At 52.0% G+C, this 25,400-nt stretch carries 21 protein-coding genes and 1 riboswitch; of the genes, 20 read left to right on the forward strand and 1 reads right to left on the reverse strand.

The genetic code is table 11. The features are described 5' to 3' along the window. Positions 1-10 precede the first annotated feature (10 nt). The 16 genes from THEAE_RS0104815 (at position 11) to THEAE_RS19975 (ending at position 19,949) form a co-directional block, all read left to right on the forward strand. The gene (locus THEAE_RS0104815; RefSeq protein ID WP_039944271.1) at positions 11-1,510 is read left to right on the forward strand and encodes a hypothetical protein; all 1,500 of its coding nucleotides are present in this window, start codon (positions 11-13) and stop codon (positions 1,508-1,510) included. After that, positions 1,503-2,246, forward strand: coding sequence for a DUF6063 family protein (locus THEAE_RS19965; RefSeq protein ID WP_052329750.1), 744 nt, complete (start codon positions 1,503-1,505; stop codon positions 2,244-2,246). Before THEAE_RS0104815 ends, THEAE_RS19965 begins: the two co-directional genes overlap by 8 nt. Next, positions 2,247-6,788 carry a hypothetical protein gene (locus THEAE_RS0104825; RefSeq protein WP_028986689.1) on the forward strand — a complete coding sequence of 1,514 codons (4,542 nt, stop codon included), beginning with the start codon at positions 2,247-2,249 and terminating at the stop codon, positions 6,786-6,788. It abuts the gene before it with no gap. 520 nt (positions 6,789-7,308) lie between these two features. Next, positions 7,309-8,799, forward strand: a complete 1,491-nt coding sequence (gene trpE, locus THEAE_RS0104835; protein ID WP_052329751.1) for an anthranilate synthase component I — start codon at positions 7,309-7,311, stop codon at positions 8,797-8,799. Between the two features lie 29 nt (positions 8,800-8,828). Beyond that, complete coding sequence (trpD, locus tag THEAE_RS0104840; RefSeq protein ID WP_028986692.1) at positions 8,829-9,848, forward strand: anthranilate phosphoribosyltransferase; 1,020 nt, start codon at positions 8,829-8,831, stop codon at positions 9,846-9,848. A 100-nt stretch (positions 9,849-9,948) separates the two neighbouring features. Then, entirely contained in the window at positions 9,949-10,746 is a 798-nt protein-coding gene (gene trpC, locus THEAE_RS0104845) for an indole-3-glycerol phosphate synthase TrpC (protein WP_028986693.1), read from the forward strand. A 149-nt stretch (positions 10,747-10,895) separates the two neighbouring features. After that, a complete protein-coding gene (locus THEAE_RS0104850) occupies positions 10,896-11,525 on the forward strand; it encodes a phosphoribosylanthranilate isomerase (RefSeq protein WP_169729957.1) in 630 nt (209 codons plus the stop codon). After that, on the forward strand, positions 11,522-12,757 hold the full coding sequence (trpB, locus tag THEAE_RS0104855) for a tryptophan synthase subunit beta (RefSeq protein WP_028986695.1): 1,236 nt from the start codon (positions 11,522-11,524) through the stop codon (positions 12,755-12,757). Before THEAE_RS0104850 ends, trpB begins: the two co-directional genes overlap by 4 nt. Beyond that, positions 12,754-13,545, forward strand: coding sequence for a tryptophan synthase subunit alpha (gene trpA, locus THEAE_RS19970; RefSeq protein WP_052329752.1), 792 nt, complete (start codon positions 12,754-12,756; stop codon positions 13,543-13,545). Before trpB ends, trpA begins: the two co-directional genes overlap by 4 nt. A 221-nt stretch (positions 13,546-13,766) precedes the next feature. Further along, complete coding sequence (gene hisC / locus THEAE_RS0104870) at positions 13,767-14,846, forward strand: histidinol-phosphate transaminase (RefSeq protein WP_028986697.1); 1,080 nt, start codon at positions 13,767-13,769, stop codon at positions 14,844-14,846. Further along, positions 14,843-15,943, forward strand: a complete 1,101-nt coding sequence (locus THEAE_RS0104875; RefSeq protein WP_028986698.1) for a prephenate dehydrogenase — start codon at positions 14,843-14,845, stop codon at positions 15,941-15,943. Before hisC ends, THEAE_RS0104875 begins: the two co-directional genes overlap by 4 nt. Before the next feature lie 173 nt (positions 15,944-16,116). After that, positions 16,117-17,490 (forward strand): 3-phosphoshikimate 1-carboxyvinyltransferase, encoded by a 1,374-nt coding sequence (locus THEAE_RS0104885; protein WP_156920543.1) that lies wholly within the window; start codon positions 16,117-16,119, stop codon positions 17,488-17,490. A 157-nt stretch (positions 17,491-17,647) separates the two neighbouring features. Then, entirely contained in the window at positions 17,648-18,898 is a 1,251-nt protein-coding gene (locus THEAE_RS0104890; RefSeq protein WP_028986701.1) for an MFS transporter, read from the forward strand. A gap of 25 nt (positions 18,899-18,923) precedes the next feature. Next, positions 18,924-19,124, forward strand: a complete 201-nt coding sequence (locus tag THEAE_RS0104895; RefSeq protein ID WP_039944792.1) for a DUF6199 family natural product biosynthesis protein — start codon at positions 18,924-18,926, stop codon at positions 19,122-19,124. 30 nt (positions 19,125-19,154) lie between these two features. Further along, positions 19,155-19,346, forward strand: coding sequence for a hypothetical protein (locus THEAE_RS0104900; RefSeq protein WP_028986703.1), 192 nt, complete (start codon positions 19,155-19,157; stop codon positions 19,344-19,346). Positions 19,347-19,358: 12 nt separating this feature from the next. Beyond that, entirely contained in the window at positions 19,359-19,949 is a 591-nt protein-coding gene (locus THEAE_RS19975) for an RpnC/YadD family protein (protein WP_052329753.1), read from the forward strand. Positions 19,950-20,166: 217 nt separating this feature from the next. Here the strand turns inward: THEAE_RS19975 and THEAE_RS0104915 are convergent, their stop codons facing one another. Next, on the reverse strand, positions 20,167-20,838 hold the full coding sequence (locus THEAE_RS0104915; RefSeq protein WP_028986704.1) for a GNAT family N-acetyltransferase: 672 nt from the start codon (positions 20,836-20,838) through the stop codon (positions 20,167-20,169). A gap of 601 nt (positions 20,839-21,439) precedes the next feature. On the opposite strand from THEAE_RS0104915, the gene THEAE_RS0104920 reads away from it, so the two are divergent. From THEAE_RS0104920 to THEAE_RS0104935, 4 genes are all read left to right on the forward strand, one after another. Beyond that, complete coding sequence (locus THEAE_RS0104920; protein ID WP_028986705.1) at positions 21,440-21,628, forward strand: hypothetical protein; 189 nt, start codon at positions 21,440-21,442, stop codon at positions 21,626-21,628. A gap of 153 nt (positions 21,629-21,781) precedes the next feature. Further along, the gene (locus THEAE_RS0104925) at positions 21,782-23,218 is read left to right on the forward strand and encodes a multicopper oxidase domain-containing protein (RefSeq protein WP_028986706.1); all 1,437 of its coding nucleotides are present in this window, start codon (positions 21,782-21,784) and stop codon (positions 23,216-23,218) included. A 177-nt stretch (positions 23,219-23,395) separates the two neighbouring features. Continuing rightward, positions 23,396-23,998: a DedA family protein gene (locus tag THEAE_RS0104930; protein ID WP_028986707.1), complete on the forward strand. Its 603-nt coding sequence runs from the start codon at positions 23,396-23,398 to the stop codon at positions 23,996-23,998. Positions 23,999-24,115: 117 nt separating this feature from the next. After that, positions 24,116-24,199: riboswitch (cyclic di-GMP riboswitch) on the forward strand. A 90-nt stretch (positions 24,200-24,289) separates the two neighbouring features. Then, complete coding sequence (locus THEAE_RS0104935) at positions 24,290-25,264, forward strand: HD-GYP domain-containing protein (protein WP_028986708.1); 975 nt, start codon at positions 24,290-24,292, stop codon at positions 25,262-25,264. Positions 25,265-25,400: the final 136 nt, after the last annotated feature.

Raw genomic sequence — 25,400 nt, forward strand, 5'->3', positions numbered from 1 at the left:
GTGCAGTTCGTTGAAAGAACGTTGGCAGGGTTTTAGCGAGCGTGTGAAGCGCTTAAATCCATTGTGGCAGCTGGGCGGCGGGATGAATCTGGGGGAATTGAACCCATATGCCCGGATGCTGGGACTTGCTTTATTGCTGGAAGTTTTTTTTAGGGAATTGGACAACAATCCGGCACGAACGCGCCAAGACTTACTCCAGATCACCCAGGATTTGCTCCAAGAAATGCACTTGCAGGTATCGGATGTGCAGATCATCCGGCGTTTTGTGGACGGCATCTTGTGGAGCGGGACTCCGCAAATGCAAGAATCCTTCGTCGCCTATTTCTTTGATGAAAAAGAGGAACGGATGGCGGAACAGAGTTTCCGCTATTTACAGGAAGACCGCCTGAACTCCCAGTGGGAGAGAGGGGGAAATACGGTTTATCAGCTGACGGATGAGTCGCTGGAGCTCATCTTCATGAGCCGTGAGGTTTTGCAGGAGCTGGAAATTGGCATCGACCAGCTCTATGTGCAGCAGCAGATCAAACGGGGCAATTATCGGAAAGCCCTTCGGGGGTTGGATGATCTCTTGGCCAAGGTCAACCGTTTGATCCAGCAGGAACAGGGCTATCAGGCGGATATGAAGCGGAATCCCAAAATCATTTTTCAACAGGGAGGACGATGGCGGTCGAAACGGGAAGAAGAGATCCACGCCCAGTTCGCCGAGGAGAAAAAGCGGTTCGATGAACTGCAAAGGGCTTTGCATCGGATGCAGGAGACCGATTCCGGTGAATGGTACGCTTTACAGGACAAGCTGGAGAGGACACGGGTTCAACATGACAAACTGGCGCAGGTCGTATTGGATAATATAGCACTGGAGGTTGAACTGCGCGTCCGCTATCCGCAATTGTTCTGGAATCGTCCCTCCTATTCTTTCCGACGTAATGTATGGGAAGAGGGGATCTTGAAGGAAGGATTGGCCCATCCCGATCAGCTTTCTCTGTTTCTTGAGCCCCTCTTCTCGCCGGAGCCTCCCTTTCTTTTTCCGCTGGACTGGGGATGGGCCGAGCAGACGGAAAGCGTTTGGGAGGAGGAAGAGCGGGTAGAGGAGACGTCGGCGGAAATCGAAGCGTATGTGCCGCATAGGATCGATTTTGAACAGATTGCCGACGTTTGGCAGTCCATCTTTTTGAAATTGCTGGAAGAGGGACATTTCTCCCTCTCCGAGCTTGCCCACATCGGCCCGGAAGAACAACAAAAGTGGTTGCTCCAGAAGGAGACCTCCGATCTGTGGCTGATGTTCTTCGCCAGTCCCCTCGTCGTTCCGCCTTTGACGCCTGAAATGGCGGTGACGGATGATAGGCTGAAGTTGATCCAGGTTTTGCAGAACCGGGACCCACGCTTTCTCGCACTTACCGGCAAGCGCATTCGTGTGCAGATCGAACCGGGAAAACCGATGATTCGGTGGGAAAAAATGGCCATCACACCCTTTTACATGATCGTGGAAGAGGAGGGAAACCCCATTGATTGAAAACGAACAGGTGCAACAAGCCGCGGCCCTTTTCTTCTCGCTGCTTAAACGAAAGGTGATCCCGTTAGACGATCCCATCGTCCAATCGTATTTTCGTGAAGAGGGGGTTCGGGATGCGCTGCGCATTCTCGCCAACGAGTCGGGAACGGAGCTCTTGCAGACCCAGGATCGATTACATCTGGTGGCAAGGCCGCAGGGTTCCGTCTTTGCCACCTCGTTTACGCATATGAAGAATCGGTATGGGGAGTTGGAGACGAAGAAGTATTTCTACCTGCAAAATGTGATCATGCTCGTTTTTTTGGCGGAAATCGATGTGGAGAACGGTCATCGCCTTCGCTGGGAGAATCAGGGGATCTCCTATTACCAATTGGAACGGCAGGTGGATTTGACGCTGAAACGCTGGCGGGAGAAAGAAGAGGAGTCGGAGGGTTGGTTTAGCCGCGATTGGGGGGTAGCCGTATCGGAAATGGCCGATCTCTGGGCTGCCCTCTCTACCCAGGATGAGACGGGCGAAAACCCTGCTTCCCTCACCCGCCGAACCCGCCTGGGGAATATCGCGTTGGCGATGCGGGTATTACGGGATGAGAACCTGGTCTATATCGCCGAGGATATCTTAAGGGTTACGCCTCGTCCCGAATTATACGAACGTTTGGAAGGAATTTATCACCGTCAGGACCGTTATCTGGAATTGCGGAATCTGATTCGTCGAAGCCTATCGGAGGAGGGGTTATTGTAGATGCCGAGGATGGAACGCATTCGTATCACCGGGGTACGGTATGAAAATATGCGCAAACGGCACGAGGATACCCTTTTGGATCTGTGCAATGAGGACGGACCGCAACATACCCTGATCACCCTTGTGAACGGCGGAGGAAAAGGCCTGCTGTTGCAAATGATCTTTCAACTTCTTTTGCCCAAGACCACATGGGGAAAAAATGGGGAGAACCGCGTTGAAGCCTTGTTTTATAACGAACGGAAGGCGTTTCGTCCATACACCTTTCATGTGGGCATCGAGTGGCGCCTCGATACGGAGCCACGATCCTGGTTGATGACGGGGATCGCCGTCACCGCCAAGGAAAAACAAAGAGTGGATGAGTCGGAGGAGAATCCCTCCGACATCCATTACATACTTTATACCCAGACTTATGGAAAACCCCACGATTGGGATCTGGCAAAGATGCCCCTTTACGATACGGAAAGACGGGAAGGGGTACAGATGGAGGAATTAAAAGCATTCCTTGATCGGCAGAAATCACTCTTTCAAACTTTTTCTCCCTCCCGTTTACGAGACTACTACGATTACCTCGCCTCTTTCGGAATTGAAAAGGGCGATTGGCAGGTGATGCGGAAAATTAACAAGGAGGAGGGCGGAGTGGAGGCTTTCTTCAGCGATGGCCAAGATAACGACGGTCTCTTTCGCCATAAAATTATCCCTACCATAAGCCAATACCTGCAGACGGAGGAATCGGAAGGGCTTGTCCCCCTTTTTCGTTCTTCGGTGAAGATCGCCCAGGATCTGCCGAAGTTAATGGCTCGGGAGGCTTCCTACCGAGAAATGCAAGAGGTGTTAAACCCCCTGAAGGATTCTTTGGAGAACGGCCTCTTGGAAAAAAAGAGGGTTGAAGAGCATCAGGAGAAAGGGGAGGTTTTGCTCGGCGCAATACATGGTTGGCAGGAAACGTTAGGCGCAGAGCTTGAAAAATGGGGAGAGGAGAAAGAGCGTGAAGAGGAACGACTGAGGGATTGGCTCTGGCAGGAAGCGAACGTAAGCTATGCGAAACAACATCGGAAAGTGAAGCAGATGAAAGATCGGCTCGAGCAAATCACGAAGCAGAAGATTTCAAAGGCCGAGAGGGTAGCCACGTTGGAACGGGAGGTGAAACTCGCTCACCTCCACTACTTGTTGCGCCAATGGTCGGATCTGGGGAATCAAGAGAGGGAAACCCGAGAGGAGATCGAACAATTGCAAAAGTCCATGGAAGCTTCCCCCACCGCCCAGGAGCTGGAGCGCCTACGAAAACATCTTGCGGAGGAGTGGGATCGGGCTGCCTCCCTTTGGGCGGATCATATCGCCCAGGTGGATCAGGCCAAAAGGGAGTTTCAGGATCTGCAGTTCGCCACGAAGGAGGAGATCAAACAAACCGACCGGCGTCTGGTGGAGAAAAAAGGGAGAGCAGGGACCTTATCTGAAAAAATGAAAGAGTTTAACGGCCAGGCCATCCGGATGGCCAATCGCTATGGCGCCAAAGTAAATACAGATCCGGAGGCGGTGCTCCGAGAACACCAGAGGGAGTATGAACAACGGAAAGAGAATCTGGCCGAATTAAAACGGCAGCTGGAGGAATATCAACGGGAGAAAGAGAGAGTTATCGCAGAACAAAGCGCCCTCACTCAGGAAAAAGAACAGCATGAAAGAAAGCGGCTTGAGCTGGAAGAAGCGTACCATGCGCGCCGGAAAGGGGAAGAGTCGCTCTACATTAAACTCCGTTCGTTCTTTCCGGAGTGGTCCGTGGAGGATCGCGGCGGGATGGGTTGGTTGCAAGAGGCGGCACGGAGGATCCAGGAAAAAATCACGAAAGTGGAGAGAGCACACAAAGAGGAGGAGCAAGCCTATTGGATGCACCAATTGGACCGTTCGCTCCAAACGGAGGAGTACTGGATTCCCAATCGGGATCTCGCTCAGCTTTATCGGCATTTGGAGGCGGCCAATATCCAGGCGGTGTATGGAACCGAATTTTTGAAAGATTTGTCGGCCGAAGAATCCCTCTCCTATATCCGTCGTTATCCCCTCTTACCCTATGGGCTTGTAATCTGGAAGGCGGACGAAAAGCGGCTCAAAACACTTTTCTCCTCTCCTAAAGCACGGGAGTGGTTTCTCCGCTCTCCGGTCCCCATCTATTCCCGGGAGATTGAACCTGCGTCCCACTCTCCGGTGGAGGGAGAAGGGGATGGCTGGTTCTCCGATCGGACCGCCCTCTATCTCCATGATTTCGGCATGGAATTGGCGCTCGGCGATGAACGCTGGGTTCAATGGCGAGAGAGGTTGGAGGAAGAGGAAGCGCGCTTTAAGTCCGCCCTCGCCATGTATGAAGAACAGGTGAAAAGCTTACGGGAGATATGGGATGACATTCGGATGTTGCTCCGGGAAACACCGTCGGCGGTCTGGCAGGAGAGGATGGAGGAAGAAAAGGAATGGCTCACGGGCCTGGAGGATCGTTTGCAGCAGCTGGAATCCAGGGAGACGGAGCGTAAGGAGGCCGTCCGGAGAGTATCGGAAAAAAGCCTGGAAACGGAAGAATTGATGCGAAGGCAAGAAGAGGCCATCGGGGAACTGAAGCGGTGGATCGACCGGGTTCTTCAATACAAAGGGGATATGAGGGAACGGGACGAAGTTCTGCAAGAGATCCATCGTCTGGAAACGGAAAAGAGGAGTTTGGAGGAGCGCTACACCCGGCTTGAGAACGGGTTAAACGATTTGAAAGATAATGAGAGGAATTGGAGGGGGAAAAGGGAAAAGGAATTCGAGGAAGTAAAAAAGGTGCTGGCGGATGCCGCTTTTCCCGCCGGAAGTAAGGGAGAATACGAGGAACGGGTACGAATCATCAATGAATGGGTCGAGGTTGAAATCTCCTGGGAGACGGATACTCGGCGCTTGCTTCAATTCGCCCGCGAGGCGCTCCGCTTAAAACAGAGCGTCGAGGAAAAAGAAGGGAGGTTGCTCCTCCTTCAGGAAAGGTTGACCCAATTGAACCAGCGACGCAAAGAGAAAGAGACGGAAATGGAGGATGTGACGCCCGATTGGCCGCAAATCACGCCGATTGAGGGAGCGGAAGAGGTGTTAAAACGGAGATGGCAAATGGCGGAGAAAGAATACGGGGAAGAACAGAAACAGCTTCAGAAGCTGGAAAGGGATTTTGAGCGCGCCGATTCCGCCTGCTCCACCGAACAGGAGCATTTGCTTCAAGTGGCACAAGAGGTGTTGCACCGGTACGGCAAGGAAGCAGCTCCTTGGGAAGAGATTTCATTGGAGTTGAAAGAACAAGAGATCGTGGAAGGAAAGGCAAAAAGCACCATCCATCTCCACGAGGTGGAACAGATTCTCGACGATTTGAGACAAAAGATCGGCCGCCTGGATAACAATCAGAAGCGGATGGGAGATCAGGGAATTCGCCTGAAATTAACCTTAGAGATCCCGCAGGCCCTGATGGAATCGGTGAAACGGGAGCCGGGCAGGGCGGTGGAGGAGTGGATCGAAGCCCATAAACGGTTCAAAGAGCAATTGGATCTTCTGAAGGGAGCCATGGAAAGGGAGCGTTCCCGCCTCCTGCAGAAACTGGAAGGGTTGTCGTGGGATGCCACGTTGAAGGAGAATCTGAAACAGGCGATCCACGAATTAGACCTAAATGACTGGAAGCAGTCCCGCGATGTTTTAGAGAGCATGATCCTACATGCGGCGGAAGAGATGAACCGGCTGCAAGAGGATAGGAAACGGGCCGAGGAGGCACGGGATACCTGGGTGGAAAGGGCGTCATACCGGGTGATCCAGATCATTCGGGCGCTCAAAAAGATGGAAAGCAGCATGGTGATCCTCAATCAAAACAAGCACCGGTTTCCCCTCGTGCAGATGAACCTGAAGAGAGGGACCTTTCCCGAACAACCGGAAGAGATTAAACCGGAATTGAATGATTTCTTCTTGCGAACCATGGAGAGGCTGATCAAAACGTATGGAGAGATCGAAAACGTGCCCGATGCGGAGTGGGAAACGGCCGTCAATGACGGTGAAGTGGTCCATGTGGCCTTCCACCGCCGCTTCCCGACTTTGATGGTATACAAGCCGCAAACGACGAACAGTTTTCTTTATGAGACTCCCAAAGGGCATCATTATACGGAGTGGCAGACGCTCAACAAGGGATCATACACCGAGGCGAAGGGCAGCGGCGGGCAGTTGCTTGCGGCGCGGACGATCGTGATGATGATGTTAATCACCTATCGCAGGCAGCAACAGGCTAAACAATGGACGGTCCTGATTTCAGACAATCCGTTTGGCCAGGCCGTATCGGAACACATCCTCGATCCCATTTTCGCCATAGCGGAAAATCTCCATTTCCAATGGATCGTCGTATCACCGCCGGAATTGATTAAGCTGGATGTAAGCCGCCGCTTCCCGGTTTACTGGGAATTAAAACTTCACCCGTTCGCGCATGGAGAACAGATTGTGGAAGAGTTGCACCACGGCGGAAGGCAGTATACCGATGAATTATCCCTCTTTGATTTTTAAACCCTCATCGTTCCCCGTAACCGAAGATGATAAGACTTGCGTTTTTTATTCCCTGTGTTCGGCGGAAGCCGACGTGAAGCGAATTTTCGGCATAACCCGGTTTTAGGTCATGAGCTGGAACGTTGCGGGGACATCTCCACTGAAATGGTGCCGCAGGACAGAAGTTTCATCCCAGGTTATAAAAAAGTGATTGACATCTTTTGTGAACCTCTATACACTAGGGATAAGAGAAGTCTTGTTTTCCAGTGGAGTGGATCCGGGAGAAAACTTTCCTCCTGGCTGCGGGAGATAAGAGATCCCATGAGGAGCCCGGAAAGAGTTTGGTGTGAAGATCTTTTCTCGAGGATCTTAGGAAGATCCCCAAAGGTTAGCAAAGCAGAGCAGAGAAGAGCATAGCGGAGATGAGGAGAGCGAATGGAATACCCTAGAACGAACGCCGGGGATTCGCTATCCCCGGCTTTTCTTATCTCTCTATGCCCTCTTCTCGCCGATTCCAAATGACCTGAGAGGAGTGGAAACCATGTCGTTCCCCCATTCAGCCCCAAGTCTCCCCAATCCCCTGTATATTAAACCCCTACGTTACACCTTTCTGGCCGATTCTCTCACTCCGATCCGCCTCTATCACGCCTACCGGGGGGAGGGTACTCTTCTCTTGGAAAGCGTGGAAGGGGGAGAGAAGTGGGCCCGCTATTCCTTTATCGCCCTTCATCCCTTTGCCTTCTACCGCTATCGGGAGGGCAAAGGGGAGTTACAGGTTCTTAAGGAACAATACATCCTGGAGACGGAGGATCCCCTCTTCTTGTTGCGCCGATTTTATGAACAGGTTCATTTCCTGGCGACGCCGGGTCTTCCCCGTTTCCCTGGCGGCGGCATCGGCTATTTTGGTTTTGAACTTCTGCATCATTATGAAAAAGTGCCCCGCAAAGGGAAAGGGGATCTGATCCGCCTCCTCTTCCCCCAGGACTTGATCGTCTTCGATCACAAGACCCAATCGATTACCCTGATCCATCATCTTCTCTCCCCTACCCAGGAATTTTCCCGGGTAGAGGAGGAAAAGGGAGAGGCATATCTCAGGCAGATGGCCGACGAGATTTTGGACAGCAGGGATCGGGTTCCCACCTTGGGGGAATTTCCCTTGCAAGGGCGCCAAATCTCATATCGATCCAACACCTCCCGGGAGGAGTACCTGGAGATGGTGGAAACGGCACGTCGGTACATCCGGGCCGGAGATATTTTCCAGGTGGTGCTTTCTCATCGGCTGACGGTGGAGACGGAGGCGGATCCCCTTTCCGTCTACCGCCTTTTACGGATTTTAAATCCATCATCCTATCTCTACCTCCTCGATTTTGGCGACGAGGTTTATGTGGGCAGCTCCCCCGAGCTTCTGTTACGGGTGGAGGAGGGAAGGATGGAGACGAGACCCATCGCCGGAACGAGGCCGAGGGGAAAGGATCCTCTGGAAGATCGGCGGCTGGAGGAAGAACTTCTCGCCGACGAGAAGGAGAATGCGGAACATGTGATGCTGGTCGATCTGGGGAGAAACGACCTGGGGCGGGTGGCGGAGGCCGGCTCCGTCCATGTTCCCCAATTTCGCATCATCGAGCGTTATTCCCACGTGATGCACATCGTTTCCCAGGTAAGCGGCCGATTGAAAAGGGGACTTACCCCCTTGGATGCACTCCTCTCCGTCTTTCCTGCCGGGACCGTGTCCGGGGCGCCAAAGATTCGTGCCCTGGAGATCATCGGTGAATTGGAGCGGGAGGGGCGGGGGACTTACGCCGGAGCGATCGGGTACCTGGGCTGGACCGGAAATCTCGACACCTGCATCGCCATCCGTACCATCCGTTTCCAGGGGAAAACGGCGGAGATTCAGGCCGGTGCAGGGATTGTCTACGATTCCGTACCCGAGAGGGAATATGAGGAAAGCATGAATAAGGCGAAGGCGTTGTTGGAAGCCATCGCGATGGCGGAAGAGATGAAGCGGAGAAGAGATGTTTATCCGGTGAAATAACCGGAACATGAAGAGAGGAGTAGAGGAAGATGCTGACCCAAGTGTTAAAGAAAGTGGTAGAAGGAGAAAACTTGACCCGACAGGAAGCGAAGGAGGCCATGGATCAGATTATGGGAGGTGAAGCCACTCCTGCCCAGATCGGCAGCCTCCTTACGGCATTGAAGATGAAAGGGGAGACGGTGGAGGAGATCCTGGGATTTGCCCAATCGATGCGGGAGCATGCGGTGAAGATCGAAGCGGACGAGAAGGCGATCGATACGGCGGGGACGGGGGGGGACGGGGCCAAAACCTTTAACGTCTCGACGGCGGCTGCCATCGTGGCCGCTGCGGGAGGGGCTAAGGTGGTAAAGCATGGGAACCGCGCCCTTTCCAGCCGCTCCGGGAGTGCCGATGTTTTGGAGGAGCTGGGCATTCCTATCGGACTTGGTCCGGAAGAGGCGAAAGAAATGCTGGAGGAGACCAATCTTTGTTTTCTCTTTGCTCCGGTCTATCACCAGGCGATGAAACATGCGGCAGGCCCCCGGAAGGAGATCGGGTTCCGCACCCTGATGAATCTCCTCGGTCCTCTCACCAATCCCGCGGGGGTGAAGCGGCAGATCATCGGCGTCTTTGACCCCTCCTATGCCCGGCGGTTGGCGAGAGTTCTACGCGAACTGGGGAGTGAGCATGTTCTCATTCTCTCCTCCCATGACGGGTTGGATGAGATCTCTGTCTCCGCCCTAACCCGTGTGGTGGAATTAAAGGGAGGGGAATTGTACGAATTTGAAATCTCTCCGGAGGAGCTGGGGCTTACCCTTTATCCGGCCGGCAGTTATTCCACCGGGAGCGCTAAGGAGAATGCGGAGACCATGATCGAGATTTTCCGGGGAAAGGAGAACGCCGACGGTGAGATCGTCTTGGCCAACGCCGGCGCCGCCCTCTATGTGGCGGGCCTTGCTTCTTCCATACGGGAGGGTGTGGAACGCTCCCGGGAGATCATTCAAAGCGGTCTTGCCATGGAACAGCTCAGGCGTTTGCAAAATGCGGGAAAAAAGAGGCTTTTTGCTTAGGTGAGAGCCGTTCTCCCATGAAGATCGGTCCGTGGAGCTTATAAATCGGCGAGAGAGAGGAAAGCGGTGCAGAAACAGAGGAGATGGAGGGGGGAAGGTTTTGCTGGATCAAATCTTGGCGGTAAAGAGAAAAGAGGCGGAAGCGTTACGGGAGAAATCCCGCATGTGGAAGAAAGAGATTGAAATTCGACGAGGGGCAGTCACACCTGCCCAAGTTAAGGAGCTTCGCTCCCTAAAGGAGGCCATCCTTCATTCAACTAATCGAATCGGTCTCATCGCCGAGGTGAAGAAGGCGAGTCCCTCGAAAGGGCTGATCCGTCCGGACTTCGATGTGGAGGAGATCGCCTCCGAATACCGGGAGGCCGGGGTGGATGCTCTTTCCGTCCTGACCGACATTTCCTTCTTTCAGGGGGATCCTGCCTACCTCCCCCTGGCCCGGGAGGTATCGGGCAAGCCTGTCCTGCGAAAAGATTTCCTCATCGATGAAGCGCAGCTGTTTGAGTCGGTGATGCTCGGCGCCGATGCGATCCTGCTCATCGTGGCTGCCCTTTCCCCGGAGAAGCTTTCCGCATTAAGGCACCTTGCCCGGGAATTGGGGCTGGAAGTCTTGATTGAGGTCCACGATGAGAGGGAACTGGAATTGGCTCTTCCCTTAGAACCTGATCTTTTAGGCGTAAATAACCGGAATCTGAAGAGCTTCGTCACCAACCTGGAGACCACCAGGAGGCTAGCCCCCCTTGTCCCGGAAGAGGTCGTGTTGATTAGCGAAAGCGGCATCTCTACTCCGGAAGATGTAGAGGAATTAAAGGAGATGGGAGTGGACGGCATTCTGGTCGGGGAACATTTCATGCGGCAAAAGAGGATCGGGGAGGCGGTTCGAAACTTGGTGGGCGCGTAGCTCAAAGGAAGCATGAAAAGAAGTTTTCAACGAAGGATCCATCTTTAAATAAGGAAGGATTGAAAGAGCATTTTCAAGCGACGGGAGCAAGCGTTTTTGTACGTTTTCGGCAGCGGCATCGGTTTGAGTAGTGGAAAGGGGGCATCATGGTGACCACCCTTAAAATTTGCGGTATGACCGATCCGATGCTCCTCAGGGAGGCAGCCCAACTCTCCATCGACTATTTCGGATTCGTCTTTGCACCGGGAAGCCGGAGAAAGGTTACCCCGGAGCAGTTTGCCCGTTTCGATCTAAGCCATGTGAGAGGAAGTGTGGCGGTCTTCGTCCGTCCTACCCTTGAGGAGATCGCCGCGGCGCATGCGGCCAACCGGATCGACCTGATCCAGCTTCACGGCGGAGAGGAGAGGGGCTTCATCGAGGCGGTGAAGGAGCGCTTCTCCCTCCCTGTCATCCGAGGAGTGCCGGGCAATCGGGAAGGGCTCCAATCCTTAAAAGGAGAAGTTCCCTTCTATGACATCCTCCTCGTCGATACGGCGGGGAAAAAGGGATTTGGAGGGCAGGGGATCCCTTTTGACTGGAGTCTCATCCCCTTCTTTCGGGAGCTTCTCCGCCCCTACGGGATTCCCCTCTGGGTGGCGGGCGGTATCACCCCGGAGAATGTGGATCGCCTCCTGGAGGCGTATGAACCGGATGGGATCGACGTTTCCAGCGGTGTTGAGATAGATGGAAAGAAAAACCTTTCGTTAATCCAAAAATTGGTGAAGAGGGTGAAAGGATGATTGGAAGTTTCCCGGATACAAAAGGAAGATTCGGTTCCTTTGGAGGAAAATTCGTCCCCGAGACGTTAATGTATGCGTTGGAGGAGCTGGAGGAAGCCTATGCCCGCTTCTCCCAGGAGGAGGATTTCCGGCAGGAACTAAAGGATCTTCTCGCCGATTATGATGGGAGACCCACTCCCCTCTATTATGCGGAACGTTTAACCCGCCATTTGGGAGGGGCTCCCATTTACCTAAAGCGGGAAGATCTGAACCATACCGGCGCCCACAAGATTAATAATGCATTGGGCCAAGGACTTCTCGCCAAACGGATGGGAAAAAAGAAATTGGTTGCCGAGACGGGAGCAGGCCAGCACGGTGTGGCCGCTGCTACGGTGGCCGCCCTCCTGGGCCTCGAGTGTAAAGTATTCATGGGCGTAGAAGACATGAAGCGACAGCGTTTAAACGTCTTTCGCATGCGCCTCCTGGGAGCGGAGGTCGTCCCTGCCGATAGCGGAACCCGCACCTTAAAAGATGCCACCAATGAGGCGATCCGTTATTGGGTCGCCCATGTAGAGGATACCTTCTACATGATCGGATCCGTGGTTGGACCTCATCCCTATCCTCGGATGGTGAGAGATTTCCAGCGGGTCATCGGGGATGAGGCGAAGGCGCAAATGGTAAAGCAGACCGGTGGGCTCCCCCATACGATTGTTGCGGCGGTCGGGGGCGGCAGCAACGCCATGGGAATCTTTTACCCCTTCCTCGATGACCCGGTCCGCCTGATCGGGGTGGAGGCGGCAGGGAAGGGGATTGAAACCGGACAACATGCCGCTACCCTTTCCCAAGGGAAAAAAGGGGTGATCCATGGCTCCTACACCTACCTGCTCCAGGACGAGGAAGGGCAGATCCTCCCGGCCCACTCCATCTCCGCAGGTTTGGATTATCCGGGAGTGGGTCCGGAACATGCTTATCTGATGGAGAGCGGGAGGGCTCAATACGTATCGGTCACCGATGAGGAAGCCCTGGAAGCCGTGCAACTCCTCACCCGTTTGGAAGGGATTTTGCCCGCCCTGGAGAGCGCCCATGCCGTCGCTCATGCCATGAAGATTGTCCGGGAGACGGAAGGCCCGATCCTCATCAACCTCTCCGGTCGGGGGGATAAAGATATGGAGACCCTTATCAACCATTTTTCCTTAGGAGATATAGAGGACGAACAGAAAGAAACAAAGCAAAAGGGAGGGACAAAGGTATGACGGCAAGGTTGATGGCAGCTTTTCAGAAAAGAAAAGAGAAGGGAGACCGTCCCCTCTTCATCCCCTTTCTGATGGCAGGAGATCCCTCTGAAAAGGAGACCCTCATCTACATGAAGGAACTGGCTCAGGAAGGAGCCGATGTGATCGAGTTAGGCATTCCCTACTCGGACCCCTTGGCCGATGGTCCGGTCATCCAGATGGCCGCTGCCAAGGCATTGGCCGCCGGAATGAAGATGGAGAAGGTCTTCGATTTGATCCGGACAGCTCGAGAGGAACGCGTTAATCTCCCCATCGTCCTCCTCACCTATATCAATCCGGTCCTTCAGTATGGAGTGGAACGATTCTTTACCCATCTGGCAAGTGCAGGGGGGGATGGGGTGATCCTCCCGGACCTCCCCTATGAGGAAAGCGAACAGGTGCTGAACGTAAGCCGCAATCTGGGCATTCCCCTGATCCCTCTGGTCGCCCCCACGTCGAAGGAGCGTCTGGCCAAAATTCTCTCGAAGCGGGAGGGTTTTATCTACGCCGTCTCCTCTCTCGGGGTTACGGGAGCGCGGGATCATTTTTCCGATAATCTCCTTCCCTTTCTCCAGGAGATTCGATCCCACTCCAACCTTCCGGTCTGCGTTGGGTTTGGCCTGAGCAAGAGGGAGCAGGTGGAAGAACTATCCCCTTATTGTGATGGGGTGATTGTGGGTTCCGCCCTCATCCGACATCTCCATGAGGGGAAAGGAATTAAAGAGTTTTGTGAGGCGTTCCTTCCTTCCGGAAGGGTATCTTCCCGTTAAAGGAAGAAAGGGTTTGTTTTTCTTGCGAGAAATGGTGTAGGATTTCCTTTTGGATTACAACCGCGACCGAACCTTTAGAAGCCTTCCGAAACGAAGGCTTTTTCCTTTAAAAAAGAGGAACGGGGCTTACAGATTTTTTAAAAAGTGCTACAATAAAAAAACGAGAATCTTCACAAGGAATGGATCAGAAAAAATGAAAAAAGAAAGAAGCCGGGGGAACGATGAGTAGAGAAAAAGAGAGTTTGCGCAATGTACCGATTTATAAACCGGGGAAACCTGTTGAAGAAGTGATGCGTGAATATGGACTTACCTCCGTCATTAAGCTGGCCTCCAATGAAAATCCCTGGGGCACCTCTCCCAAGGTGAAAGAGGCGATCCGAAACGTCCTGGATCAGATCCATTTTTATCCCGACGGCAGGGCCTACCGCCTGAGGGTTCAGCTCTCCCGCCATCTGAAGGTAAAGGAGGAAGAACTCCTTTTCGGAACGGGGCTCGATGAAGTGATTCAGATGATCGCCATCACATTCCTCGAGAGGGGAAAGAATGCGGTGATGGGAACGCCCTCTTTTGCCATGTATCAGATCAGCACCATGATCGCAGGGGGGGAGGTGCGGCAGGTGCCGAACCGGGAGGGGAGGCTTGATCCGGAGGGAATGCTGGGACAGATCGATGAGAATACGGCGGTGGTCTGGATGTGCAATCCGAACAATCCTACCGGAACCTATGTGGGGGAGAAGGAGATGACCGCTTTCTTGGCCCAGGTCCCTCCCCATGTGTTGGTCGTCATGGATGAAGCGTATTACGAATATGTCGCAGCTCCCGATTATCCCGATACCTTAGCCCTCCTGCCTAAATATCCCAACCTCATTTTGCTTCGCACCTTCTCCAAGGCATATGGGCTCGCGGGTCTTAGGGTCGGCTACGCCGTGGCCCAGGAGCCCCTCATCCGGGCGATGGAACATGTGCGGAAGCCCTTTAATCTCTCCCTGCTCGCCCAGGAAGCCGCCATCGCCGCTCTGGAAGATCAGGAGTTTGTGAAGGAGGCGGTAGCGAATACCCGGAGGGAACTTCCCTACGTTTACGGGGAACTGGATCGACTGGGACTTCATTACTATCCTACCGAGACCAATTTCATCTATGTGGAATTCCCCTTCTCCGGTGAGGAACTTTATGAGAAGCTCCTCCCCGCCGGGGTGATCGTGCGCCCCATGGGAGGGAATGCGGTGCGGATCACCATCGGCACCCATGAACAGAATCAAATCCTCTTCCGGGAGATAGAAAGGATCTTGCAGAACCGATGAAGAAAATTAGCGTGATCGGATTAGGATTGATCGGAGGATCCCTTGCCGTCTGCCTGAAGAAAAATCCGGAGGCGGAGGTATGGGGTTACGATCGAGAGGAACGGCGTCTAACGAAGGGATTGGAGCTTGGCATCATCGATCGGGCGGCCGCTTCCCTAGAGGAGGCCGTGGAAGGGGCCGACTTGGTTGTCCTGGCCACTCCCATCGCCACCATACAGGAACTGCTCAAAACCCTAAGCGGTTATTCCTTAAAACCAGGCATGATCATCACCGATGTGGGCAGCACGAAATCTTCCATCGTCTCCCTGGCGTCGGAAGTATTAAGCCGTCATGAGGTCACCTTTATTGGCGGCCATCCCATGGCCGGTTCCCATAAGTCGGGGGTGGAGGCGGCCAATCCCCTCCTTTTTGAGAACGCGTTCTACGTCCTAAGTCCTACGGAAAAGACGCCGGAGGAGAAGGTGAAGGAGTTGGAAGAACTTCTTGCCCCCACCCGGGCCCAGTTTATCTATTTGGACCCTAAGCTCCATGACCAGGTGGTGGGGATGATCAGCCACTTTCCCCATCTGGTGGCGGGACTATTGGTGAATCAAGTGGAGCGGCTCCATGGGGAAAACCCGTGGTATCATCGACTTGCGGCGGGCGGTTTTAAGGACATTACCCGGATCGCCTCTTCCAATCCCGATCTCTGGCGAGATGTCACCCTGGATAACCGGGAGAATCTCCTGCGCATCATCGACTCCTGGAACCGGGATATGGAGGTGCTGAAAGAATCCCTCATTCAGGAGGATGGGGAGAGGATTAGAGCCTTCTTTGAACGGGCCGCCCTTTTTCGGAACGGCCTGCCGGAGCGGAATGCAGGAGCCCTCCGCCCCTTAAACGATCTCTACTTGGATATTCCTGATCGTCCCGGCGAGATCGGGAAGATTACCACCCTGATCGGGGAGATGGGGATTAACCTAATTAATATTGAAATCCTGGAGCTTCGGGAGGATATCATGGGGGTGCTCCGTCTCTCCTTCCGAAATGGTGCGGATCGGGATCGGGTAAGGGATCGCCTGGCGAAGCTGGGCTATACCCTCTATCAAAGAGAGTAGTTTTTCCCTTGTGAAAGGCGTCCTTACTTTACATACGAAAATAAGGGAAAAAATTTCTTCTTAAACGACTCTTCATGGTACTCATCACAGAAATTAATCAAAAAAACATAGAAAATTTTCGTAACGATCGACCGAAATGGATCGACGAAGATCAATAGAAAGGGGGCTCCGGCGTGGGCCAGAAGAGAGTCATTGATTCGAAAAAGCATCTACAGGGGAGCCTTCGCGTTCCGGGGGATAAATCCATCTCCCACCGGGCCGTCATGCTGGGAAGCATAGCGGAAGGGGAGAGCCGCATTCGGGGTTTCCTGCGAGGGGGAGATACCCTCTCCACCCTCTCCGTTTTCCGTCAATTGGGAGTAGAGGCGGAGGACCGAGGAGAGGAGATCATCCTGCATGGAAGGGGCATATCAGGATTAAAAGAACCCACCCATGTGTTGAACGTAGGCAACTCCGGAACTACGATCCGACTCACCATGGGCATCCTGGCAGGACAGCCCTTTTATTCGGTGCTCGATGGAGATGATTCCATCGCAAGGCGTCCCATGCGAAGGGTGGTGGATCCGCTGCGCCGAATGGGAGCGGAAATCTATGGCCGCCTGGGCGGGGAGCGAACCCCCATCGCCATCCAGGGTCGGCCCCTCCACTCCCTTCATTATACCCTGCCTATGGCAAGCGCCCAGGTGAAATCTGCCTTGATCCTGGCCGCATTAACCGCCGAAGGGGAGAGTGAGATCGTCGAAAAAGTCCCTACCCGGGATCACACGGAGCGGATGCTCCGCTTCTTCGGCGGAGAGATTCGGACGGAACCTCTTTCCCCCGCCAATGCGTCTTCCGATGAGGGACAGCTTCATCCATTCTCCACGGATTCTGGTTTCGAAGAAGGGGGAAGGAGGATCTATGTTCCCGGGGGCATCTCCCTGAAGGGAAGGGAGATTACCGTGCCGGGGGATATCTCCTCGGCCGCCTTCTTTCTAGTCCTGGGCACCATCCATCCCGACGCGGAGCTTCTCGTGGAGGGCGTCGGGGTGAACCCCACTCGTACAGGCATTCTGGACGTTTTGCAAACGATGGGGGCGAAGATCGAGATGAAAAACCGACGGGTGGAAGGGGGAGAACCGGTGGCCGATCTTCTCGTCCGGAGCGCCTCCCTGAAAGGAACCTCCATCGGCGGGGCGATGATTCCCCGGCTCATCGATGAGATTCCCGTCCTGGCCGTGGCAGCAACCCAGGCGGAGGGTACTACCGTGATTCGCGATGCGGAGGAACTGAAGGTGAAAGAATCGGACCGCATTACCGCCATGGTGACGGAGCTAAAGAAGCTGGGGGCCAAGATCGAGGCCACTTCCGACGGCATGGTGATTGAAGGGCCCACCCCCCTCTGCGGAGGAGAAGTGGAGGTATATCACGACCACCGCATCGCCATGTCCCTGGCGGTGGCGGGGAGCATTGCCCAGGGAAAAGAGCCGGTGGTGATCCGGGATCCGGAGATCGCCGTCATCTCCTACCCGCATTTTTTTGATCAACTGGCGGGGTTAGGGGAATAGAATGGTTTCAGGAATGGGGTCCCCCTGTCATGTGGAACAGGGGGTCCTATTTCATCCTTTTTAGCCGATAACAATGAGAGATTGCTTTTTTATTAAGGAGAGACGATCTAGTATATGATTCATCATTCGATATTCTAAAGAGTAGTGAGGGATTTATATGCAAGTAGCGATGGAAAGGGAACAATTTGAGAGGAGGACCGTTTTTTCCATCCTCTTCTCCATCAGCCTCGTTCATATGCTAAACGATACCTCCCAATCGGTCATTCCGGCCATCTTTCCCATTCTGAAAGAGTCGATGCATCTCAGTTACATGCAGTTGGGAATGGTTACGTTTGCCTTAAATATTACTTCCTCTCTCCTGCAGCCGGTGGTGGGTCTCTATGCCGACAACCGGCCTTCCCCTTATCTGCCCTCTCTCGGCATGGTTTCAACCCTGCTGGGTATGCTGGGTTTAGCCTTTGCACCCAATTTTTGGTTTGTCCTCCCCTCGGTCATCCTGATCGGTTTCGGCTCGGCTGCGTTCCACCCCGAAGGATCCCGGATCGCCAATCTGGCGGCGGGGAACCGGAGGGGCCTGGCCCAATCCATCTACCAAGTGGGAGGAAACTTCGGACAATCTTTGGCGCCGGTCCTTACCGCCCTCGTCTTTGTTCCCCTGGGCCAGTTCGGGGCCATCTGGTTTACCACGGTGGCCGCTCTGGCTGCCATCGTACTCCTCTACGTCGCCTCCTGGTACCGGGAACAACTGCGGCAGGTGAGGCTCATCGTGCGGAAACCTTTCTCGGGAGCGGAGGAAACAGAGGAAAAAGAGGGAAAGAAGGAGCATCGCCGGCAGAAAAAAACGGCGGGCTTTGCCCTGGGACTTCTCGTCTTGCTCGTCTTTATCCGTTCCTGGTATTCTACCGCCATCTCCAATTTTTACGCCTTTTATCTGATCGAAGAATTTAAGATTCGCATCGATGCGGCCCAAGTTTACATTTTCCTCTTCCTGTTCGCAGGCGTGGCGGGAACGTTCTTTGGTGGACCTCTGGCAGACCGCTTTGGGAAGCGGAACCTCCTCCTTTTCTCCATGGTGGGCTCCTTTCCCTTTGCACTCCTCCTGCCCTATGTCAATGCCTTTTGGGCTTATCCTGTTCTCGCTCTTCTAGGCTTTATTCTCTTAAGCAGCTTCTCCGTCTCCGTCGTCTATGCACAGGATCTCTTCCCGGGGAAGGTGGGCACCATCTCCGGCCTCATCGTGGGCCTCGCCTTTGGAATGGGGGCCATCGGCGCCGTTGCCCTGGGCAGCCTCGCCGACCTGATCGGGGTGAAGAATATGATTTTCCTCGCCGGTTTTCTTCCCGTGCTGGGGCTTTTCACCTTCTTTCTCCCCTCCGATGAGAAGCTGGCGAAGGAATCATCATTTTAAGAAGGAGGAAGCTTGATTGAAGGGGATGATTCTTTTCATCTTTCTCACCATGGTAGGCATGTTGCTGTTGTTCAAACCTGTCTGGTTTTGGGAAATCACAGAACGGTGGAAATCGCGTGATGCGTCGGAACCGTCGGATTTGTATCTTTGGAACACTCGCATTGGGGGTCTAATTTGTACGATCATCGGAATTGCAGGATTGATTGTGTATTTTTGGAATGGATAAAGATTCCGAGGAAACAGGAAGTAATGGGAGATGAGCCCTTCTGAAAAGTACTGTCCAAAATGCGGCGGGCATTCTTTTGTGGAGGCAACGGATTTTATCCATCTTCGCCCCTTGGACAAAAAACTTGGTTTCGGCACTGAGAAAATCTATACGGTCTGCCTGGATTGTGGAGAGGTGGTATCCATAAGAGTAAAGGATCCGAAGAAGTTGAAAAAGGACTAATACGCCGCTTCTGTGTTCATCTACTTTTATCCGACACACGATCATGGAACCCATCTCCTGCAGGAAGAGTGGCATGGAGAGAAATTCCTGGCGTACACCTACCGGGTGATCCGCATTTGGGAACTTAGCCCCCAAGAGATCGTGAACAACGGATGGGTGGGGTTATACCCCCTTCTCCCCCTGATGAGAAGAAATACGCCACGGAAAATACGCAAAGAAGCTCTTCAGTATGGCGTGGATGCGATCATGAAGGTTACCGATATTGCGCTTCGGCGAGATTTGCTGGCCGTTATGGGGTTTTTGGCCGGCGAAATTTACCCCAAAGAGTGGATCCATTCGATGATAAGGAGGGAAATGATCATGGAATCTCCCATTTACCGGGATTGGATGAGGGAAGAACGGGAAAAAGCGATGCAGGAAGGCATGATAGAAAGTATAAAAGAAGGCATAAAAGAAGGTATGAAGGAAGGCATAAAAGAAGGCATGAAGGAAGGCATTAAACGGACTGCGAGGAATATGTTGGAGAAAGGTTTCGACGAGGACACAATCATGGAAGTGACGGGACTTACCAAAGAGGAGCTCCTCCTTTTGAAAAAACAATAGGCGGTTCATTTGATGATCTAAGCCTGAACCCACAGGCCCCTTTTCCTTTCCTGAGAATGCCCCGGATGCGGCGTACGGAAGGGATCTTGAAAAGCAATCGCATGGACATTTTTATCCTCCGCCGGAGACGAGAGAAGGCCGATCGCAACGAATCGGCCTTTTTCTTTCTCTCCATTTTAAAAATTTTAAAAGGTACTCCCGTTATGGGGAATCCTCTTTAAATGGGGAATAGCGCTACGGTATCTTTTGCTGCCAGATTTTCAATCATTTCATACCAAACCTGTGGCTTGTTTGATAGTGCGGAATAATAACGTGTCAAAAAATCCACGATCAGATCCGCCGGCAGTTCATTCACGTTCTCATCCGTGGGAAGAAAACAGAGATCGAGACCGGAGACAGCTTCTCCGTCATTTTTCCAGGATGGATGGACATAGGGGAAGTCAAGCCGCTTATAACCAAGATGAGACAACACCTCACGGCGAACATATGGATCCATGGGCTTAATCCCCCCAAATTCATGATGCTCTACCCGATAAGGATCATAGATTTCGGCAAACATCCCATATAACTGCTTTCCATTTGCTGCAGCTAAGGAGTTCAAATCCTCCAACCTCTTTTGGGCTAAAAACCGGCCGATGCCTAGTCCTGCTTGACCGATGATGGTGAAGTCCGTCATCGCGACATTAAAATCTTCGTAATAGCGGTACTCCGTCGCGCCCACCACATTCCCTTCGTGTACGGCAACGAAGACGCGAATTCCCGGATCTTCAAGTGGTTCTTTCCAAAGCTCGAATTCCAATACCTCTTCAGGAGGGAACACGTTTTGCATCAATTGGTGCATTTGTTTGAACAAGGGATCTTGAATCGTCGTTATTCTGCGGTACTCCATATGGATCACTCTCCTTAGCCGGGCATTCTCCCTCCGCCCAACAACCGCTCCGGCCTTCCGTGGTCCTTCCATCGGGATAGAACAAATGATCGAAGTTGGATAACCGGCCACCTTTGCGAAAGAGATGGGCCTCTGCGATCATGTGCCTCTTCATCTGCATCGCCAAAGATGGAAGGAAATTCCGATACTGCCGTGAAATCGGGTTAATCTCGGTTGGTTTAGGCATTTGGGGGAACACGTTATAATACGTGACACAGTTATTATGAAGGATAGACTCTATATTCGCAAGTAGATACTTTTTTGTAACTTAGTATCCTCAAACATTCTATCCTTACCCCCTTCCTTAACTCCTCCCGGTGTAGAGCCCTTTGAACGGATTGCGATCAAAGTAGAAGAGGGCTTCCAAGCATCTCTTATTTCGCCATCACGGAAGATGCCAACCATAAGCCGAATGAGAATCTGATCGGTTTCGGGCGAATGACCGATCGGAAGTAGACCGGATTGCGAAATTTGTGATACAATAATTGGAAAAATAACATGGAAAACCAGGAGGATAATGGATAAAGGTAAAGAGGAAATAGAAATAGGAGGTGAATAGGGGATGGGCGCTTCTGAAAAGAACTGTCCAAAATGCGGCGGGAATTCGTTAGTGCAGGCAACGGATTTTATCCATCTTCGCCCCTTGGAGAAAAAACTTGGTTTCGGCACCGAGAAAATCTACACCGTCTGTCTGGATTGCGGAGAAGTGGTATCCATACGAGTAAAGGATCCGAAGAAGTTGAAAAATTAGCTGGATGAATGTAAATCGATGCTTCAGGACACTCTTTATCTTTCATGATTGTTTCGAAACAGAGAGTCTTTTCATGCGACAAAATAGGATCGATGCATTACAATTAGGAAGAACCTGTTACTGGCACCCGGACAAGAATCATTGGAGGTTATGATGAAAAACAAGGTGAATGTTAAGAGGCTTGTTTTGGGAATTATACTCATTCTCGCTGCGATCTTTTTTGTCCAAGCTCCCTTTGCGAGCTGGCTTAATCGCGCCTTTTTTTCTTCCAACAGCGAAAAAGCATTGCCGGTACCGCCCCTCCTGGAGGATCTAGACCCTTCTCCGAAAAAGGGGGAGTTTCAGCTCACGGCGAGACGCTCGGTCAAGGATTTTGGAAATGGGATGAAAGCCGAAACTTATGGGTATAACGGCGATTATCTGGGTCCGGTGATCCGGTTGAGGCGGGGAGAAAACGTATCGATCCATTTGAAGAATTTGTTGGACGATATCACAACCGTCCATTGGCATGGTGTCGAACTTCCCGGAAAAATGGACGGAGGACCGCACAATGGAATTCAGCCGAACGAAGAATGGACCGCTCAATTTACCGTAAATCAACCGGCTGCGACGTTGTGGTTCCATCCTCATCCCATGTATAATACCGGGGAACAAGTATATAAAGGCTTGGCAGGATTAATTTACATCGAGGATGAAGTTTCCGACCGACTAAACATCCCAAAGGATTATGGCGTGAACGACTTTCCTTTGGTGGTTCAAGATCGTCGATTCGAAAACGGAGGGATGCCATATAACCTAAGTATGATGGATATCATGCAAGGATTTCAGGGGGATACGATTTTGGTCAACGGAGCGATAAATCCTTATCTGGAGGTTCCAAAGGGCAAGGTAAGATTTAGGATTCTAAACGGGTCCAATGCCCGTATTTATCATTTTCGATTTACCGGCGACACCCCCTTTTGGCAAATCGCCTCTGACGGGGGCTTTTTGGAGAAACCGGTAAAGTTAAACCAGGCCGTCTTAAGTCCTGCGGAGAGAGCGGAAATCATTGTCGACTTTTCCGGTTTCAAAACCGGTGAGCGGATGGAGTTGCTGGACGGTAATGTAAGCGTAATGAAATTTGTGGTTACGGATAAGGCCGCGAAGGATGTAGAGATTCCGGAACGACTCACGACGATTCCAAAACCGGACCCATCCACCGCACAGAGAACAAGAAAATTTGTTTTCCAGGGGATGGGAAGCATGGTGAACATTAATGGAAAACAGATGGATCCCGCCAGGATTGATGAAGAAGTGCCGTTAAACGCAACGGAGATTTGGGAAATATCCAATGCGGGAATGGGGATGATGGGTGGAATGATGGGGGTGGCACATCCGTTTCATGCCCACGGCGTGCAATTTCAGGTTCTGGAGCGGAATGGTGAAATGCCTCCGGAAAATGAGCGCGGCTGGAAAGATACGATACTCGTCCAACCGGGAGAGACGGTAAAAGCGATTGCAACCTTTCAATATGAAGGAATCTTTATGTATCATTGTCATATTTTAGAGCATGAGGATGCCGGGATGATGGGTCAATTCATAGTGAAGTGATCCTGTGCAAAAAACCATCATAAAGCTCCCGATTCCATTTCGATCGTGGATTGGGAGCTTTTTCTGCGTCGGACGAATTTTGCTGCGATGATGAAAAAATCATCAAAAGAGCGTTTCGGTATATTTCCATAAAAGAGGCAAATCCTATCTGGATAGAAACGAGGAAGGGGGACGAACGTGTCCTTTCTATCCATTGATCTGCAACATGATGGTTACATCGTTTTGTTTTTTGCGTTGATGCTGGAGCTGCTCGCCCTTCCCCTGCCTGGAGAATTGCTGATGAGTTATGCGGGCGTTCTAGTCTTTGAAGGGAAATTGAATTGGATCCTGAGCATCCTTCTGGCATGGCTCGGAACGACCGTTGGGATCACCTTATCCTATTTCATTGGGTATAAACTGGGCAGGCCGTTTTTTGAAAAACATGGGTGGCGCATTCATATGGGGCCTGAACGGTTGGAAAAAACCTCGGAATGGTTTCGCCGTTATGGTATTCCGTTTTTAATGATCGCCTATTTTATTCCCGGAATTCGGCATATGACAGGATATTTCTCCGGAATTACCCGCATTCCTTTTCACAGGTATATGGCGTACGCCTATACCGGAGCTTTTCTATGGGTAAACACGTTTATCGCTTTGGGGAAAATGTTTGGACCCAAATGGGAGCAGTATCATCATACGATCAAGAAATATTTTCTTTTCTTCGGGATTCTGATAGCAGCAATTTTTGCGGTGGCTTATTTTTTCAAGAAATTAAGGTCCCAAATTCTGAAATCCCCATGATGAGCCTCAAAATATCAAAACATTAGGAAGAAATTCGACATATATTGACATCGTACTCCCCAATTGATTATATTATGAGTGACTCTGTACCTAGGTCTCAAGACTTATAAAAAACGCTTACGAAAAAGGCAAACCTATTGAAAAATAGGGACGCAAAGCCACGGGCCTACAGCTACTAAGCCATGGCAGCCGGTTTCCGAAGAAGCATAGACTGAAAATAATGCAGCCTATCCTGGCTTTTTCGGGATAGGATTTTGTTTTTTGATTTACGAAGGAAAGAAGGAATGTTGTGTGAGACTGATCCCTATTAACCAGTATGACGAGCGATCGATGGTATTGGCTCAACCTATCTTTGATTCAAAGCGGCGGCTTTTGCTTGGCGCCAATCATTCGATTCATCCGAAATATTTGGAACGGATGGTTCAAATGGGTATTTCTACGTTGGTCGTGGAAGATGCAATATCCAAAGGGATCACCCTTGAAGAGATGCTTGACATGCCGGCTTGGATGGATGTGATGGAATCGGTTCATCTGGCTTACGAAGCGGCAGCCTCCATGAAGCCGCTCCCGATTCCGATGATCTTGAAGAGTGTGGCCGAGTTGCTTGCCGAAGTGCAGCGAAGGCCCGTTTTGTTGCCTATGCCCACTTCCACGCTGGCGGAGGAGCTTCGACCTTATGCCCATGGAGTGAATGTGGCGCTATTGTCTCTGCAAATTGCCAAAGCGCTTGGCTACAACCAACTGAAAATGAAGGATCTTGCGGTGGGGTGTTTGCTGCATGATATCGGCAAAGTGGTCACGTCGGAGGAAAAAGAGCATCCGGAAGCAGGTTTTTCCATCCTCCGTAAGGAGAGGGAGCTTAGTCTCCTGTCGGGTCATATCGCTTATCAACATCATGAACGCCTTGATGGAACCGGTTATCCACGGGGGCTGTCCCAAAAGCAGATTCATGAATACGCTCTGATTTGTGGCCTTAGCGACTATTATGAAAATCTGATTTCAAACTTGAATATTCCTCCTCATGAGGCGCTTGAAATGATCATGGCACAAAATGAAGTGGCTTTCCCCATGGCGATTGTAAATGCTTTTGTTCAGAACATCCCCTCCTATCCCCCGGGGACCAAAGTGCGGTTGTATACCGGAGAAGAGGCGATTGTGATCAAAATCAGTTCTCATATGCAAAGGCCGGTCATCCGGATATTGTCTACCCAGAAAGAGATTTCACTCGCCGAAAACCCATCGATCGTCATCGCCAACGTTTGTTGATATTGTCTAGTTCATTCCATGGGGGTACGGTGTTCTGGCGGTTGAATTGCATGTCGGCGCTAAGACAGGTTTGGGAGTTGGACCTTGAGCTGCGGCGGTAACTTGTAACGAACCAACTTTGGCTTTAAAATAGGAT

The sequence above is a fragment of the Thermicanus aegyptius DSM 12793 genome (genome assembly GCF_000510645.1).
Classification (GTDB): domain Bacteria; phylum Bacillota; class Bacilli; order Thermicanales; family Thermicanaceae; genus Thermicanus; species Thermicanus aegyptius.

Coding starts and splice junctions, on each gene's coding strand:
- THEAE_RS0104825 (WP_028986689.1), top strand. CDS start 2,247: ATGCCGAGGATGGAACGCATTCGTATCACCGGGGTACGGTATGAAAAT.
- trpE (WP_052329751.1), top strand. CDS start 7,309: ATGTCGTTCCCCCATTCAGCCCCAAGTCTCCCCAATCCCCTGTATATT.
- trpD (WP_028986692.1), top strand. CDS start 8,829: ATGCTGACCCAAGTGTTAAAGAAAGTGGTAGAAGGAGAAAACTTGACC.
- trpB (WP_028986695.1), top strand. CDS start 11,522: ATGATTGGAAGTTTCCCGGATACAAAAGGAAGATTCGGTTCCTTTGGA.
- trpA (WP_052329752.1), top strand. CDS start 12,754: ATGACGGCAAGGTTGATGGCAGCTTTTCAGAAAAGAAAAGAGAAGGGA.
- hisC (WP_028986697.1), top strand. CDS start 13,767: ATGAGTAGAGAAAAAGAGAGTTTGCGCAATGTACCGATTTATAAACCG.
- THEAE_RS0104875 (WP_028986698.1), top strand. CDS start 14,843: ATGAAGAAAATTAGCGTGATCGGATTAGGATTGATCGGAGGATCCCTT.
- THEAE_RS0104890 (WP_028986701.1), top strand. CDS start 17,648: ATGCAAGTAGCGATGGAAAGGGAACAATTTGAGAGGAGGACCGTTTTT.
- THEAE_RS0104895 (WP_039944792.1), top strand. CDS start 18,924: ATGATTCTTTTCATCTTTCTCACCATGGTAGGCATGTTGCTGTTGTTC.
- THEAE_RS0104900 (WP_028986703.1), top strand. CDS start 19,155: ATGAGCCCTTCTGAAAAGTACTGTCCAAAATGCGGCGGGCATTCTTTT.
- THEAE_RS0104915 (WP_028986704.1), bottom strand. CDS start 20,838: ATGGAGTACCGCAGAATAACGACGATTCAAGATCCCTTGTTCAAACAA.
- THEAE_RS0104920 (WP_028986705.1), top strand. CDS start 21,440: ATGGGCGCTTCTGAAAAGAACTGTCCAAAATGCGGCGGGAATTCGTTA.
- THEAE_RS0104925 (WP_028986706.1), top strand. CDS start 21,782: ATGAAAAACAAGGTGAATGTTAAGAGGCTTGTTTTGGGAATTATACTC.